We start from the raw sequence: 16,695 nt of genomic DNA, 5'->3' as shown, positions 1-16,695 counted from the left end.
CAAGCGAAGAATTAAAATCCGAGGTCAATACCTACTGAAATGGTTTTCAGGTTAGGAACTGGTGAGTTGATAACTCCACTAAAAGCAGCCTCCGGATCGATATACAGATTATCTTCTCTTGTCCAGGTAAAGGTATTTACCCCTCTTACATACACTCTTGCAGATCTAATCTTGGCACTATTCAAGATGCCTTGTGGAAGATTGTATGCCAGGGTGAAGTTACGCAGGCGGATAAAGGTTCCATCATGCAACCAACGTGTGGTGTTTCTAGAGTTTGATCCACTACCATTACCCCATGAGAATTTAGGTACATCCGTAACATCTCCTGACTGCTGCCAGCGATCCAATACAAGATTGGTCTGACTACGAGGAGTGAAGCGGCCATCTCCCTGGATTACCCATGCAGTTGCATCATACAACCACTGATCCCATGCATGAGAGAATTGCAAGCTCAGGCTCAATCCTTTCCAGGACAAGCGAGTATTGAACCCACCAAAATTTGAAGGAGTTGCTGTTTTGTCAGACAGGAATCTTTCAGCATCAGCAAAATTATTGGTGGTAGCTGTCATACTTGAATCCGTATACCAAAGAGGATCACCATTCTCAGGATCTACCCCTGCCCATTCCGCAAGGAAAAAGGACTGATAGTCTTCCCCTTCGCGACGAAGCTTGGTACCTGCAATGAATTCTTCATCCAGTTTGGTGATCAGGTTTTGGATGAAGGTGATGTTCCCACCCAAACTCCATTTGAAATCACGTCCGTTGATGATATTTGCATTTACAGTAATCTCTAATCCTTTGTTTTCAAGTGAACCAAAGTTTTGAGTTTTAGAAGCAAAACCGGTCGTTCTGGAAATCGGCACATCAAGAAGCAGGGCATCTGATCCTCTATTGAAATACTCAATCGTACCATCCAAACGGTTATTCAGGATTGCAAAGTCAAGGCCTACATTGACGGTAGTACTTTTTTCCCAGGTCAAATCAGGATTACCGATCTGTCCGGGTGCTCCACCTGGATTTCCATCATAATCAATTCCACTGAAATTGATCGTACCGATATGTTCGTAGTTACCAATTCCTGCATTACCCAATACTCCGTAACTGGCTCTCAATTTTAAGGCATTAATGAAACTATTGGCTTGTAAGAATGCTTCCTGATCCAAACGCCAGGCAACTCCTACAGACCAGAAGGTACCGAAACGTTGATTGGCACCAAATCTAGAGGAACCATCATTACGAATAGAACCAGAAACAAAGTATTTCTCTGCATAATTATAATTCGCTCTGGCGAATATAGAGGTGAATGCAAATTCTGTAAGGGTACTTGAAATACTGTTTGGCTCAGCCGCACTTGCGAGAGTTCTCAAAGAAGGGTGAGCAAAATCATTACCTGTAGTAATGACTGAACGGGTAGAAGATTTTTGAGATTCATATCCTCCTAACAAAGTTACATTGTGAACTCCATCGAATGACTTCGAATAATTCAAGGTTTGAGTTCCAATCCAGTTCAGGATATTCCTGTTAGACTCTGTTCCCAAACCATTGAGGTTACGGCCATCTCCATATCTTCCATTTCTGAAATAGAATTCATTGTAACTAAGCAGGTCAAATGCCCATGCAGAACGGAGTTGCAATCCATCAACGATCTCATAACTCAGAGAAACATTATCAAGAATACGGGTCATTGCCCAGGTTTGTACATCGTCTCCATCTTCGGCTAAACTCCCTACCGGATTGTTTCCTCCCATAAAGAATCCTTTGTGACCATCATAGTACAATCCTTCTGCATCTCTAATTGGAACCACAGGAGCCATTAGATATCCATTGTAAAGAGGGTTGGCCCAACGTGTCGCATCGTTCATCCCATTTTGGGTTGTGCGAGAGATATTCAGGTTGTTTGTAATCTTGAATTTTGGACTTACCTGAATTGCCACATTTGCGCGAGAAGAAAGTCTTTCCAGGTCCGAACCAATAATCGGAGCTTCCTGACCAAAATAAGAACCGGAAACGAAGTAGGTCATATTGCTACTACCTCCGCTTACACTCAGGTCATAACTTTGGTTGAGACCTTTACGAGAAAGTTCATCCAACCAACGAGTATCCACACGAATGTCTCCTAAAGAATATCCTCCACTCCCATCAGGAATGATGTCTACTGCAGGCAATCCGGTTTGAGGATCGGGAAACTGTCCATCAAAACGAGCTTTGATGGTTTCGATATCTTCTCCACTACGGTTTTGATATCCTTCAATGTACAGATGGGTGTACTCTTCAGCTGTCAGACCACGAAGTCTGTTTTTCTCAGCAATGGCCCAGTCATTAACTCCGATTTGGGTACGGAATTCTACTTTGGCTTTACCCGGAGTTCCGCTTTTGGTTGTGATAAGGATCACACCATTAGCACCACGAGAACCATAAATAGCCGTTGCAGCAGCATCTTTAAGAACCGTTACTGACTCAATGTCATTGGGGTTCATTGTTGCAAGCGGGTTGCTGGTCTCTGCAGAGACAGTCAAATTGCCAGAAGCAACTGGAATACCATCGATAACGAAAAGGGGATCACTTGAGGCAGAAATAGAACCCTGCCCGCGAATGAGGATGTTTACATTCGCTCCGGGTTGTCCATTACTCATGATGGACTGAACACCAGCGACATTCCCTTGTAAGGTTTGTTCAAAAGAGCCCAGAGGTACTTGCTCCAGGACTTCTGAGCTTACAGTAGAAACGGCTCCTGTATTTGAGCCTCTTTTTTCCTGACCATATCCAACGATGATCACTTCATCTACTGTGGTGACTTCTTCTCCCAGCTTAATCTCGATATTGGGATTAGAACTTGTAACTTCAAATTCTGTGGTTTTATAACCTACAAAACTTACTACTAGCGTGCCCGAATTTCCTGGGACTTTGATTGAAAAAGAGCCGTCTGCTCCTGTAATAGCTCCTAGCGTGCTTCCTTTAAGCAATACCGAGGCCCCAACCAGGGGTTCATCTCCTTCGGTATTTACTGTACCAGTAGCTGTAAATTGAGCCCAAGCGTTAGAGCATAAGAGAATACTCATTAGAAGTATTACCAAATGCCTACTTAGACGTAACGTAGTTGTGTACATAGTAATTTGGATTAGTAAAGTGACTTACATTTTAAAAAGAACGATAGACGTTATGCGGAATTGATAGTCTATGGCTTTGCGAGGTGGGATAGTTTATAAAAGAAAATATAGCATTAGATCAGCCTAAACATTTAAGCTGTCTTTACAGTGCTACCTTAATAGTGGGTATTCCAGTACTTCAAAAAACGATTTCGTCTTCGAATATCTTCAAGTACGGATAGTTGCAGGAGTGAATTCCGACCGATTTACAATCGATCAACCTTTAAACGCCGATTTTTTGAAAGGCGTTGTCCGAAGATTAGTATTATTTAAATTATATCGAGAATACAAACCTAAATTTCCTAATTCAAGGACATTTTTCAAATATAAGGATTATTTAATAAGATCATAAAACCTAGCTATCTCTTCCTAATCATAGTATTTGACCCTTTTCAAATCTAAAGGAATAAGAATTTTCCCCTTCCACAAATTCAAGCTCGAAATCATTAATAATTGAAGGGATGGTGGTTGGCAACCAATGCCTTTCTCGTTTTACCACAATAAAAACTCCTTCATAATCACCTATCCAACAAAAATTGTCTCCCAAAATTTCAGGCTGAATTATATCGATCTTATACGCGTTTCTCAACTCATGTGAAACAGAAAGTGGATCATCTACCGGCATCCCGATTTCATTCACTCTGAGGATATGATCCATAGAGAATTTCCCCTCTTTCAGGAATTGCAAATCAGGACGATCGATAAACTCAACTATATTGCCCGCGGGATCGTGGAAATATATGGCTTTACCTGTTCCAAAATCTATGACTTCTTCTCCCTTGTAAAGGAGTACATCTATTCCCCTTTCTTTTAGATAGTCGATTGCTGAAGCTATGCCTTCATGAGGAATGAGAAAGGCGAAATGATAGATAAAGCCTGTGGGATGCTTTTCAAAAATAAGCTCAGTTTTTCCAGCCTGTATGTGAAGTACATTATTGGTCAGAAGAACCTCCTTAAATCCGAGGGTTTGCTGATAGAATTTATAAAGGGAAGGTAGCTGGCTAGCGTATAAACGGAGTTTTTGGATTTTCACTCCAGAAATTAAGAAACTATTTACTGATCTCAATATTCATCCAACCTGAATCAGGATCATTACCCGTAAGCTCAAGGCCCACAAAAATGCTCCATTCATGTTTGGCATTATAGCCGCGATAGGTCCCGTTGAGATGAGGAGGGATTTTAAAAGAAGCTTCCCATTCATACATCTGCTTAGCTTTTAAAATTTGTCCAGCGGCCAATTGAATCTGAGTACTAAAGGTTTGATGCGAACTTCTCAGGTCATTTTTTCTCGTCTCTGATTCCTCTTTCCGGGAATGAGCACGTTCAACATGCTGTATTACAACCTCTTCCAGGGCTTTTACTTTAAGATATACAGATTGAATATTTAGGTCCAGATCTTTTACATGGCAAATGACTTTTATCTTTATTTCCTCAGATGCACGAAATACCGTCTTCTCAGGAATAAGCTGAAGTGTAGCTCCACCTCCCCCAATAAAGTTCTTTACCTTTTTAATTTTATCGAAAATGCCCATGGACCTTGAATTGGACTAGGAAAGTAATGATCTGCTAAAATTCAATCAATACAGGTTTCCCAGTATAAATTATACCGTGATTAAGTATTCTTAAGAAAATAAGGTGGGCGCGTTCAACTATAAAGATACGTAAACGATTAATATCCCAAAAATAAATAATGGAAAATATCCAGTATTTCGTATTTAATCTAAAACCGAATTCTATTTGTGTTCAATCAAGTCCCAGAGATTGCCATATAGGTCCTTAAATACCGCTACAGTCCCATATGCTTCTTCTTTAGCATCCCGAACAAACTCTACTCCTTTTGATCTAAGATCATTATAATCCCTCCAAAAATCATCGGTATGCAAGAATAAAAATACCCTTCCCCCAGTTTGATTTCCTATCGCAGCTTTTTCAGCCTCATTCTTTGCCCTACCCAGGACCAGGGCAGGTCCTGTACTACCTTTAGGGGCTACTCGTATCCATCGCTTGTTTTGTTCTGGCTGAGCAAAGTCTTCCAGAACATCAAAGTTGAGGACCCGGGTAAAAAAATCTAAAGCCTCTTCATACTCTCTGACTACAAAGGAAAGGTTGATGATATTTTGCTTCATGAAATTATGGTTTTACTCCAATGCTTTTATAGAGTTGATCGGGTTTATAAATCAAGCCGTCTTTGATGGTTAGGACTACTTTTCTGATATCAGATATATTTTCAAGGGGATTTCCATCAATCAGGAACATATCTGCCATTTTCCCTTCTTCGATTGATCCTAGTTCCTCTTTTTTTCCGCAAACCTCAGCAGATACAATGGTGGCAATCCTCATCACCTCCCATTCAGGAATTCCAGCCCGTACATAGTTCTCCAATTCCCTATGCAAGCCAAATCCGGCCATGGCATCCGTACCGGGAACGATTGTCACATTATTGTAGAATAACTCCCTCACGATATCCAGAAGTTTCTGATAGGAAGCCTTGTATTGGGCATCTTTACCTTCAGGAATGGGAAGTCCTCCACTATAGTATCCTCTTTTTACCTGCACCGGGAGGCGATCGAGGATGACTTCGAAAGAAGGATCGGGTTCTCCAGATTTGGTGGTGAGCATGCCTTCAAAAATAGAAACCGTTGGATCAACAACGATATTCTTATCCATCAGAAGCTTTACAAAGTTTTTAAACTCAGTACCTTCTGTATCCAGTGCATGCGTATTTTCTGCAATCATGGAGAACCGTAAAGGGGTACGCGTATCAATGGTGTCAGATAAGAAATTCAAGGCAAGCATATTGACATGCTGGATTTCATCATAGCCATCTCTTACGGCTTGCTCAGCTGTCATAAAAGCGGGAATATGCCCGCTTATCCGCAATCCCAACTCATGGGCTTTTTTTGTCAGTTCTTTTACCCAGGCAGGATCAATAGAACTGTAAAGTTTGATTTGTTGATAGCCTCTGTCTTTATAAAATTGAATGCCCTCTAAGCCTTCTTCCAGGCTCTCCACGATTTTTCCTGTAGGTCCGGCATAAGGTCCGGCCTGGTCTACAAATCCAGCCATCACTACTATGCGAGGTCCGATCAGTTCATTGGATTCAAACTCTGCCTTCAAATCTGGCAGATCGAAAGAGTTGGCCATATCCCGAACAGAAGTAACTCCTGCTGCGAGGTGCATAATGCCATCGGTATTGCTGATATGGGTATGCATATCAAACATGCCCGGGAAAAGGGTCAGTTCATCTCCCGAAATCACCTCCAGATCCTTGGGAGTCGCTCCTCCGTAATTGCTGATTTGTGTGATCTTGTTTCCTTCTATGATCACGTTCTTATTGGGAATCAACTGTCCCGAATTGGCATCAAAAAGTTTTACATTTTCTATGAGAATCCCTTTCTCTGGTTTTACTGTCAACTCACTGGCCAATCCTTTTAAGTAGCCGGCTTCTTTTTCTTCCTGAATTTTTTGCAATTCTTCTTTCATCCCCTCCTCTCCTACTCTGATACAAGTAAACCAGGATGAAACCGTGGCAAAGAATCGCATATTTTCATCCATCCAGTAATAGGAAGGGGTGAAGGAAAATCCATTTATTTCTGCCAGACTCAATTCTCTATTGCCAATTGTATAGCTTGTGAGGCTGCTGAGTTTGGCTTGTCCACTTGGCAATAGTGGCATACTTTGATCGCTTGCATTGCTGAGGGCATTTACCAGAACTTCATAAGCTCCTATTGACCCATCCATATTTGCATAGTGAGCTTCTCCACTGAAATTCATACTTCCATCTTCTGAGCCACTTTCCCAACTGGCTTTTCCTTCCTTCACATCAAAGACTTCATAAACCGTGTCTTTGAGATAGTTATGCCCTATGATCTCATGGAAAATTTTAATCCCATTTTCGTCTACTTTAATCTTCTCCTCATACCTGGGACCACGGCCTCTGTCATTAAACTCAAAAACGTATCGTTGAAACCCCTGTTCGTCTTTCCATATCTCCTGCTTTCCAGCAAGACGATCACCAAAGTAAATATTGTAATCCAGTTTTACTTCCTGCTTTTTCGGACCGAAATCACAAGAACTTATTAAAAAGAGAAGACAGAGTATGGGGAGTATATTTTTCATAGCATTAGTAGTATATCCAAAAATAGAATTTATATCCGTCTTTTCGTAGTTCTGAAATAAAGAGAGCTTCCCACAAAAAAACCGGCTAAGCTCAATTGCTTGCCGGTATATCAAATCATCTCACCAAATATGCTTTAGGTCGCCAGGTATCTCTCCCAGCGCTTTCTAATCATTTTCATAAAAGCCGGGTAGACAATACTATGTCTGAAAGGCTTTATCAAGGCCATATAAATTCGTCCAAAAGAACCTTTAGGCTTTACATAGACGGCCATCTGAACGGTATAGATTTTCTCATTCAAAGGTACTCGTCCTAAATGAAGAGCAGCATGAACGGTAGCATTTTCAATTTCAGACAAAGATTCATTTTCTTCATGGTAGACGGGCGTAAACTCAGCATCACCGGGCTCGGGAAGATCAGTGCCTGACAATTTATAATTTGAAGCATACCTTTCTCTCAGGCTACCTTTCTTGAGAAGCTCCTTTTCCATCATCTCTTTATCCCAGCCAAAAAGCTCGCCCAGAAAAAATCTGATTTTAAATAAAATGCCTGCCGGACCTTTGCTTTCCAAATCTTCCATGGCCGATTTCATGACCGCTTGAAAATTACTTAACTGATGTTCGTTCTTTAGTTCAACCGGAAATCGCCATACATCCTCTATTTCGAAATCTTTGAGAAGTTCATGGGAAATCCAGTCATGTTTTAAGTGTTCGGATTCTTTGATTTGCATGTGAAGTGGTTAAGGTGAATAGCTATTTCTCTTACGGATTAGCCAAATCAAAGTTTCAGTAATTTCTGAAATTACAATCTCAACCCTAATCTCAAATCTACTTTTTTATGTAGCCATGATGCGAAAAACATAGAGAAATCTTAATTTAAGCTCAGAACATTTGGGCCTTGAATTTCTCTATCTTAAACCTGATCGTAATACTTGGCAGCATACAGGGCTTTCTCCTGGCGCTGGTATTCCTCACGAACAAACAATTCAATAAAAAGAGCAATCAGTTCCTCGCGATTCTGATTTGCACGCTTTCTATGCCCAATTTGGTCAATGCGCTCAAGGAGCTCCCAATCGGAGAAGCATACCCTATCCTGGAATTTCTTCCCATTTATCTCCTTTTCCTGATTCCTTTTAGCCTCTACTACTATATTCAATACCTTACAAAACCTGAGTATAGGTTTAGTAAGAAAGAATACCTCTTATTGATTCCGGCCCTTATACAGCTACTCTTTCAGCTATTTCTCCTTTGGCTTTATCTCGCAGACTCTCCCCTTCTGGGCAAGGAAAATCGTGTCCTTTGGGTTTGTAATTCTCTTTTCGAAGCTGGATCCATGTTTGCCACTTTCGTTGTTCTCATGTTGGTTATCCGTAAGCTAAATCGATATGAAGCGAGCCTGGTAGAGAATTATGCCAATATCGAAAGTCAGAGTTTAAGTTGGCTCAAGAATACAATGATCGTGAGTCTTTTGCTATGGGCTTGTTGGTTTATTCCTTTTGTATCCGGTTATGGAGCTGAAAGCAGGAAGTATTATTATCCCCTCTTTCTCGGACAAGCATTTATTTCCTACTGGTTGGGATATGCCATGTATAGCCGTCGGGACATTTTTGAGAATAATGAAATTTTGAGTGAGGAAGGCAAAACCCTTAATTCAGTACCCGAACTTTCCCAAAAAACAGATGAGCATTATCAGAAGCTTCTCAGCCTGATTGCAGAAGAGAAATTATTCAAGAATCCTGATATAAGCATGACTTTGTTAGCTGCCAAGATGAAACTTAGCAATGGATATCTTTCTCAGATCATCAACCAAAAGGAAGGAAAGAATTTCTTCGAATTTATCAATGACTATCGGGTGGAAGAAGTGAAGAGGAATTTGGCAGATCCCAATTTTGATCACTTCAGCATTTTGGGTATCGGTCTTGAGGCCGGCTTCAAATCAAAATCTACCTTCAATGCGGTTTTCAAAAAAATGACAGGAAATACGCCTACCGCATATAAAAGGTTGCTCATAGAAGAGAAAAAGGGGTCCAAACACCTCAACTAAAGGAACTCGGACTTATTTTATGCGTCCGATTCTCTCATATGTTATGCATTCAGACGCTTACATTAGGAGAGCTATGGATATTAAGACATCTTCTTTTACAACAACACAATTAAACTTTATCCATGAACATGTCTGCTTTGGAATATTGGTGGAGAGAAGCTACAGGAGCTTTGTATGATTATTTCTTTTACGCCAGTATCGTATTTGTCCTCTTTTACGTCATCTTGAGAAAGCCGCTTTGGTACAGGAAGGTGCAAAAGAAAATGCCGAAACTCAGTGATTATGGCAGAGACATCATGTATTCAATTATCTCGGTTACCATATTTGCTACGGTGGCCCTGACTACTTTTCGCTTTTTAGGGGAATATGTAAACACCTATAAGGAAATCGAAGAATATGGGATGGTCTACTATATTTTCACCTGGGTCTATATGTTCTTCATTCATGACACCTATTTCTACTGGATGCACCGAATGATGCATATGCCACAGCTTTTCAAACACGTACATCTGGTCCATCATAAATCTACCAATCCCTCTCCCTGGACAGCTTATGCTTTCCATCCTTTTGAAGCCTTTCTTGAAGCTATGATCATTCCGATTCTTGCTTTTGGATTGCCGCTACACCGCTATGCGATTGGTTCATTTCTCTTGTTCCAAATTATGTACAATGTGTACGGACATCTCGGTTTTGAAATCTATCCCAAAAATTTCCACAAAACCTGGATAGGAAGGTTTATCAATACTTCTGTCGCTCATAATCTTCATCACAAAAGGTTCAGAGGGAATTACGGTTTATATTTCCTGACCTGGGACAGATGGATGGGTACTGTGAGGAATGATTATGATAAGACTTATGAAGAGACTACGGCTCCTGAGAAGAAGCAGGAAGCACCCGTAGCTGTTTAATTTGGGTATAATGTTATTGATTTATAAATCAACTGGGGGCAGCTTCGGCTGCCCTTTATTATGTCACACAGCCCTTCATATCCTCACTACCTAATTTCTGAATATTAAAGGCTTAATCAGCGGGTCAGAAAAAACAGGGAATTGTACTTCTCCCATTTCTTATCTCTAATAATTATCACTCAGATAACTACCCAAGACCTCCAGAATTTCTGCAAAATTCTTTCTCCCAAAACCTACGCGAATGTGTTTCTCGCCAAATTCAAACATCTCAGCAGGAAGGGCCATGATTCCCGTTTCCTGCACCAGTCTTTCGCTAAATTCCAGGCTACTTTCATTTAGGTGAAGTTGGGCGAAAGCGGTTGAGCCTGCCCTGGGAGGAACAAAGGAAATCAGATCATCATGATTCTGTTGAAAATGGTGAAAGTGCTGAATGTTTGCTTGAATTTTATCCAGATTTATCTGGAGGAAATGTTCTTTATGCCTGAGCGCAATGATGGAGAGGATTTCACTGGTCGCGCTATTACAGATACTTAGATAGTCTTTGAAGGATAGCACTTTTTTAAGCACAGATTTGTCTTGAGAGGCTAACCAACCTATTCTTAAACCAGCCATTCCAAAACTCTTGGCCATGCCCCATAAACTAATCGCCTTTTCGTACCTATCACAAGCAGCTGGGATTTCTTCCGTCTGTTTATGAATGAGCAAACGATACATTTCATCAGCATACAGATAAGCCCCTTGTTTACGTGCAATGTCGATAATTGCCTCCCACTCATCCATTTTCGGGAAAGCGCCTGTAGGATTGTGAGGAAAATTGACAATGATGAGTTTGGTATTTGGCTGTACCAAATCCTGGAGATCCCCTGGATCATAGATCCAGCTTTGGGGATCGGCCCCCCAATAAGACAATTCTACCTCCAGAGATTTTACGACTTGATACAAACTCTGATAGGCAGGCCTCATACAGATGACATGGTCGCCTCTTTCCAGAAGTGTATTCATCAGGATGAAATTTGCTTCACCCGGTGAAGACACCAATACTTGTTCGGGCCGAATATTCTGGTACAAACTCGCTATACACTCTTTGAGTAAGGGATGCCCTTCCGATTCCGTATACCCCAATTTCAAGTCATCCCATAAGGCTTTTTCTTCCCCATTCGCCTGATCCAGAATTTCCGCCATTCCAAAGCCATCACAGTCCGAACTGGAAAGCAGGTATTTGGCACTAAACTCATACTTGGCAAAGTAACGCTCCAGCTTAAAATCTGCGATCTTCATAAGCTTATTTTCCTTTTATCTCTTTACTCAATTCCTTCACATATTTGATCAGAAGCGGATAAGCGGGATGTACCATATTATGTCCATATCCATCCAGTTCGTGTAAAATAGTCCGCTTGTGTCCGGCAATTTTCATCATGCGCATCATATAGGCATTTTCCTCATACCTCCCTAAAAGTTCCAATTCCCGGTCTCCCGTAATCAGGATCAAAGGGGGAGCATCCGAGCGTACATGATAGAGAGGTGCATATCTATCGATGATGGGCTGAGTTCCCTTGATTCCCATTTCTTCACGTACCGTAAAATGCGTAATCGTATGTCCACTAAAAGGAATCAATCCTGCAAGCTTATCCGCATCTATTCCATGCTTAGCCAGATAGGATTTATCCAGTCCCAACATGCTCGCCAGATAACCTCCGGCAGAATGCCCGGAGACGAAGACCAAATCGGGATCTCCTCCATAGCTTTCAATTTGCTTCAGGGTCCATGCAACCGAAGCAGCTGCATCTTCGATATATGTCGGTGCTTTGATCTTGGGAAAGAAGCGATAATTGACGGCTACAATAGCGACACCTTTGTCTTTGAGATAGTCATCAATATGCTTTTCACCCGCTTTGAGGCCTCCTCCATGAAACCACACAATGGTAGCAAAACCTTTTTGATCTTTAGGATAGTAAATATCCAATACACAACGCTCTGCCAGATAAGCATCCGATTGTCTGGCACTTTCGTCGTAATAGGGAATATTTTCTTCGAAGCCGTAAGCCGTGTTTTGGGCGGGAAGAATGCCGAGCCATAGGAAGCTCAGACTCCATAGTAGTAGTTTTTTCATTGCTTTTCGCTAGGTCATTTAGTCCAAATATTTTAATCGGACTTTCCCAATTCATAAACATACAGAATTTCTCCTGTATTCTTCTCCGCTCCTCCGGATTCATACAAAGCCTGGGCAGGGAAATTATCATGGGCCGTAAGGAGGAAAATAGACTTACATTTTTCCTCTCGGGCTATTTGAGTCAGGGCTTCCATGAGTTTTTTAGCTACTCCTTTTCTACGATATTCTTCAAAGGTATCCAGTGAATACAGAAAACATTTCTTTTTTCCTTTGCGGGGATCAGGAAGCAGGTAGGCAAAGAGGAAACCGCAGCTCTTGTTCTCCATTCTCGCCAGGAGGAAAATCCGATCTTTGGACTGAAAAAATTCTGCCTCAAAAGCTCCTTTAAAGTCAGACGATTTGGAGAAGAGTTCCTCAAGCAATTTATCATCGAGATGCTCGATGCGGTCCACCTCAATTGACATCTTCGGCTCTTATTCAGATTTCTTTTCCTTACTCTCTTCTTTCTTTTCTTTCTTCCGCTTCCAGGGTTTCCAATCTTCGCCCAGGGTGTGTTTCTGAATCCATTTGATTTCCTCCACATAAAGGGTACGGACATGACGCGGCTCTCTGAAGCCATGAGGTTCTCTAGGAAATTTCAGATAACGAACCTCTTTGCCCAGGTCTTTAAGTGCAGCAAAAAACATCATACTTTGGGCCTCCGTATCGGTAAAGTCTCTTTCTCCATGAAAAAGAATTACGGGAGTACTCACTTTGGAAACATGGGAAAGCGCAGATTTATTTCTATATCCTTCCGGATTGGACCAGGGGGTTCCTCCGATATACCAAAGCTTGACATCATAGTTAAATCCGATTCCATATTCAGAAGTCCAGTCTGATACCATTGCTCCTAGTGATGCTGCTTTGAACCTACTGGTTTTGGTTACCACCGTTCCTCCTAAAATCCCCCCATAACTCCATCCGCGTACCGCCATTTTAGTCTCATCTACCAATCCATCAGCGATCAATTTATCAACCCCAGTCATCAAATCTTCATAATCTCCTCCCCCAATGTCATTCATATTTCCTCTGAGCAATTCATCTGTATATCCGCTACTTCCTCTCACATTGGGTGCAAGTTGAACATAACCAAGCGCTGCATATATATGATAGCGAGGACTGAAGGAATTGGTAAACACTCCGGCAGGTCCTCCATGAATATGTAACAGGAAGGGCGCTTTCTCGCCCTCTTTCATTTCCGCAGGCTTATACAGGACTCCTTCGATCTCTGTACCGTCTTTGGAATTCCACTGCATAACTTCCATTTCAGCCAATTGGATATCCTTTTTTATCCAGGGGTTGAGATGGGTGAGTTTTCTCGGGTGAAAGTCAAGCACTCTTGAATAGTAAAGATCAGGAGGAGTTTGAGCATTCTGATAGGAAAGCAGAATCGAATTTCTTTCCTTATCTACATCCATGATCCGCCACATGCCTTCTCCTTTGCTGATTTGAATGAATTCGCGGGAACGTGGATCCAGTTTAAAAACATGAGAATTGGTTTTCTGCAGCCCTGTAAAATAGATACTCTTACTATCCGGACTCCAGTAATAGCCACGTATGTTTCCTTCAAAGTTTCCAGATAGATTAAAGATTCGATTCGAAGCCAGGTCCAGGCTCCAGATTTTGGCATTTTTGAGTTCCCATTCTTTGGTGTCTCCAGTCATGAAACTGATCTGTTGACCATCCGGCGACCAGGCAATATTTCCTTCAGGAGCATTATTATCGGTCAATTTTTTCACAGAAGAATCAGCCAGGCTATACAAATAGATTTCGGATTTATTGCCCTGATTTCTTCGGTTCTCAAAGCGGGAGGTAAAAGCTATTTGTTTTCCGTCAGGACTTATCTCAAACTGCCCGATCAGGCGATCTTCTTTGAGAAGGGCTTTTTCTTTTTTGCTCTCAATATCTATACTAAACAGATGTACCCATTCAGCAGCTCTTTGTCCATTGGGACCTTCATCAACTACTACATGATCATAGCCATCTTTCTTTTCTTTCTGGGCTTCCTTTGTCTTTTCTTTATTTGAACTAAAAATGATGCTCTTTGAATCCGGCGCCCACTTATAGGAACGGATACCACTCGCATGTTTGCTAAACTGAATCGCTTCTCCCCCACTCGTTCGCATGAGAAAGATTTGAGACTTCTTCTCTACCGCCCTTCTCAGGCTTATGTATTTGCCATCCGGTGAAAATTTGATATCACTATTACTCTTTCCTCCCAGGAATTTGTAATCGTCTTTTCCATCAGGATCAATGCTGTGGATATGACTCTCTCGCTTATTGCCTTTCCAGTCCAGGGTGGATTTGGTATAAATAATTCGAGATCCATCAGGGGATATTTTTGCCCCTCCTAGTTGTACCATATCCAGCAGGTCATCTGCTGTCATGGCACGTTTCTGAGCCTGTGTTTTCATCGAAAAAAGAATGAGAATGCTAGCTAGTAGAATTAGGATGCGATTCATGTTTTCAGCTTAAATGTTTTCTGGGAACTGAAGTTAGGAAAAATTTCTGCTTAAAAAGCCTCTGGCATGAGGAATGGACCCGGTTGGCTTCCATCTTCATCATAAAATTCATATTCCTTAGCCAGGTCTGCCACCCGAAGCGTTTGCCCACTTTTATCCAATTTATTCTCATCCAGATACAGGGCTTTAACGGCTTCCCCAATGTAAGCGGTACTTTCCGTAGGTAAGCCAAACTTCTCTGCCAATTCCGGCTGTGCTTCCAATGCAGCCAGGACCTTTTCCGTCTTCATATATCCTGGCGATAAAGAGATTACCGAAATGCCTTTCTCCTTTAATTCATGTCCCAATCCCAGCGCCATCCGATTCATACTATGTTTTGCCAAATCATAAAAAAAGCTTCCCAGATATTTATCATCGTCCCAAAAAGAAACATTGGTGATCAGGGGACTATTTCCTTTTTCAAGTAGTGGTATAGCTTTGGATGAAAGCAGGAGATAATTCCAAACTCCCTTTTTGAACATATAATGCCAATTCTCTTCAACCGTATCTTCTATGCTCCCGAACTTGGTCTTCATGTCATTTCCTCCCCAGGCAGAATTGACCAGTAAATCCAGTTTCCCAAACTTTTCTCTCACTTTCATTAGCACTTCTGAGACTTGATTGGCATCTGAACAATCACATTTTACCGATATGGCATTTCCCCCCATTTCCTTTATTGCATCAGCTGTGTCTTCAATAGTCCCCAGAGGATGTGGGGAGATGTCTTTTCTGGAAGAGCGGCCAAGCAATATGAGGTCGGTAAAAGTATGAGCCAACGAAAGGGCGATCCCTTTCCCTGCACCACGACTCGCTCCTGCAATTAGGGCAATTTTTTTGTCTGGGTTCATGTGAATGGATGTAATCGAGATTTACCACTAAGAATGACCTCTGCAATCTAAAATGATTTAGGCTTTTTTTCGCGCTAAAAATTGAGAATCTCATTTATTCTCCTTCAAAGCAATATTAGCTAGCATTTCCTGCGGAATTGCATGCTTAGGTACTAAGCATCAGGGAAGCAGGCTTTCCTACGATTTTTGTATATTATTATAATTCGAAATGAGGTTCATTGAATTTCCTATGAAAAAGGCCACTTTCTTCACCTACTTGCTTTTACTCCTGTTTTTTATCGCTCCCTCTCTCCTTAAGGCTCAATCCTATTATGGCATTACCGATCAGGGTTTGCATACAATAAGCCTCAGTTTTGGCTTAGAGGACAATCCTCGAATAGGTATCGGATATAACTATCGAAATTTCAATCCGAGCATGGGAAATGCAGTTTTGGATTGGCAGGCAGAGGTTCAGGTATCCAAAGATCTCAAAGCCTATAAGCTTTCGGCCGGACTTAATTATTTAAATCTGGACAATGACTTTCAAAACAGCCTGGGACTGGGATTAGGAGCGCATGCATTTGTGCAAAGTGATCCTCAACAGGATGCGGGACAAGCTTATGCAGGATTAGACTTTTCTGCTTACCCGGGATATTTTAATGATAGATTGAGCTTTGCGCCCAAAATTGGGTATCGATTGGGGGTAGCTATAAACTCTCCGCTTGGAGCTAATGATGATACCGGAGATACTCCTAATACTTTTGGAGAGGATGCTAAAATCGGAGAATCGATTAACCTCAATCACAATCATTTGTACGTAGGTGCTTTGACAGATGGCTCTTTTAGTGCCAATTTCCCAAGTCGCCTAAGCCTGGGAATTAATGCGGACTTATATAGAAAGGTTTTGCTGGATAGTCAGGCTGACGAAGTTGAAGATAGAGAGGAAGGTCAGCAATTTTGGATACAGGCAAGAATTTCTACCAGTTTCTGATAAAAAAACGAAG

The 16,695-nt window shown here is 41.5% G+C and carries 14 protein-coding genes; 3 read left to right on the top strand and 11 right to left on the bottom strand.

Annotated elements, in window-relative coordinates:
• Positions 1–11: 11 nt before the first annotated feature.
• From R8P61_07895 to R8P61_07870, 6 genes are all read right to left on the bottom strand, one after another.
• A complete protein-coding gene (locus R8P61_07895) occupies positions 12–3,059 on the bottom strand; it encodes a TonB-dependent receptor (protein ID MDW3646968.1) in 3,048 nt (1,015 codons plus the stop codon).
• Between the two features lie 460 nt (positions 3,060–3,519).
• A complete protein-coding gene (locus R8P61_07890; protein ID MDW3646967.1) occupies positions 3,520–4,179 on the bottom strand; it encodes a VOC family protein in 660 nt (219 codons plus the stop codon).
• Positions 4,180–4,195: 16 nt separating this feature from the next.
• Complete coding sequence (locus tag R8P61_07885) at positions 4,196–4,678, bottom strand: hypothetical protein (protein MDW3646966.1); 483 nt, start codon at positions 4,676–4,678, stop codon at positions 4,196–4,198.
• A gap of 201 nt (positions 4,679–4,879) precedes the next feature.
• Positions 4,880–5,272 (bottom strand): VOC family protein, encoded by a 393-nt coding sequence (locus tag R8P61_07880; GenBank protein ID MDW3646965.1) that lies wholly within the window; start codon positions 5,270–5,272, stop codon positions 4,880–4,882.
• Positions 5,273–5,276: 4 nt separating this feature from the next.
• The gene (locus R8P61_07875; GenBank protein ID MDW3646964.1) at positions 5,277–7,265 is read right to left on the bottom strand and encodes an amidohydrolase family protein; all 1,989 of its coding nucleotides are present in this window, start codon (positions 7,263–7,265) and stop codon (positions 5,277–5,279) included.
• Positions 7,266–7,399: 134 nt separating this feature from the next.
• Positions 7,400–7,993, bottom strand: coding sequence for a DUF2867 domain-containing protein (locus R8P61_07870; GenBank protein ID MDW3646963.1), 594 nt, complete (start codon positions 7,991–7,993; stop codon positions 7,400–7,402).
• A 167-nt stretch (positions 7,994–8,160) separates the two neighbouring features.
• Between R8P61_07870 and R8P61_07865 the strand changes: the two genes are divergently transcribed.
• Together R8P61_07865 and R8P61_07860 are read left to right on the top strand one after the other, a co-directional pair.
• Complete coding sequence (locus R8P61_07865) at positions 8,161–9,306, top strand: helix-turn-helix domain-containing protein (GenBank protein MDW3646962.1); 1,146 nt, start codon at positions 8,161–8,163, stop codon at positions 9,304–9,306.
• Between the two features lie 122 nt (positions 9,307–9,428).
• Entirely contained in the window at positions 9,429–10,214 is a 786-nt protein-coding gene (locus R8P61_07860) for a sterol desaturase family protein (protein MDW3646961.1), read from the top strand.
• A 165-nt stretch (positions 10,215–10,379) separates the two neighbouring features.
• Here R8P61_07860 and R8P61_07855 read toward each other — a convergent pair whose 3' ends face one another.
• The 5 genes from R8P61_07855 to R8P61_07835 are packed head-to-tail and all read right to left on the bottom strand — an operon-like array spanning position 10,380 to position 15,712.
• Positions 10,380–11,492, bottom strand: a complete 1,113-nt coding sequence (locus tag R8P61_07855; GenBank protein MDW3646960.1) for an aminotransferase class I/II-fold pyridoxal phosphate-dependent enzyme — start codon at positions 11,490–11,492, stop codon at positions 10,380–10,382.
• 4 nt (positions 11,493–11,496) lie between these two features.
• Positions 11,497–12,324 carry an alpha/beta hydrolase gene (locus R8P61_07850; GenBank protein ID MDW3646959.1) on the bottom strand — a complete coding sequence of 276 codons (828 nt, stop codon included), beginning with the start codon at positions 12,322–12,324 and terminating at the stop codon, positions 11,497–11,499.
• 32 nt (positions 12,325–12,356) lie between these two features.
• Positions 12,357–12,788 carry a GNAT family N-acetyltransferase gene (locus R8P61_07845; protein ID MDW3646958.1) on the bottom strand — a complete coding sequence of 144 codons (432 nt, stop codon included), beginning with the start codon at positions 12,786–12,788 and terminating at the stop codon, positions 12,357–12,359.
• A 9-nt stretch (positions 12,789–12,797) separates the two neighbouring features.
• Complete coding sequence (locus R8P61_07840; protein MDW3646957.1) at positions 12,798–14,825, bottom strand: S9 family peptidase; 2,028 nt, start codon at positions 14,823–14,825, stop codon at positions 12,798–12,800.
• 50 nt (positions 14,826–14,875) lie between these two features.
• A complete protein-coding gene (locus tag R8P61_07835; GenBank protein MDW3646956.1) occupies positions 14,876–15,712 on the bottom strand; it encodes an SDR family NAD(P)-dependent oxidoreductase in 837 nt (278 codons plus the stop codon).
• A 229-nt stretch (positions 15,713–15,941) separates the two neighbouring features.
• Between R8P61_07835 and R8P61_07830 the strand changes: the two genes are divergently transcribed.
• Positions 15,942–16,682 (top strand): hypothetical protein, encoded by a 741-nt coding sequence (locus R8P61_07830; GenBank protein ID MDW3646955.1) that lies wholly within the window; start codon positions 15,942–15,944, stop codon positions 16,680–16,682.
• The last annotated feature ends 13 nt before the right edge of the window (positions 16,683–16,695 follow it).

It is taken from the genome of Bacteroidia bacterium (genome assembly GCA_033391075.1).
Taxonomy (GTDB): domain Bacteria; phylum Bacteroidota; class Bacteroidia; order J057; family J057; genus JAWPMV01.
The sequence above is the reverse complement of the archived record's forward strand: the minus strand, read 5'-3'. Positions and strand labels throughout refer to the sequence as shown.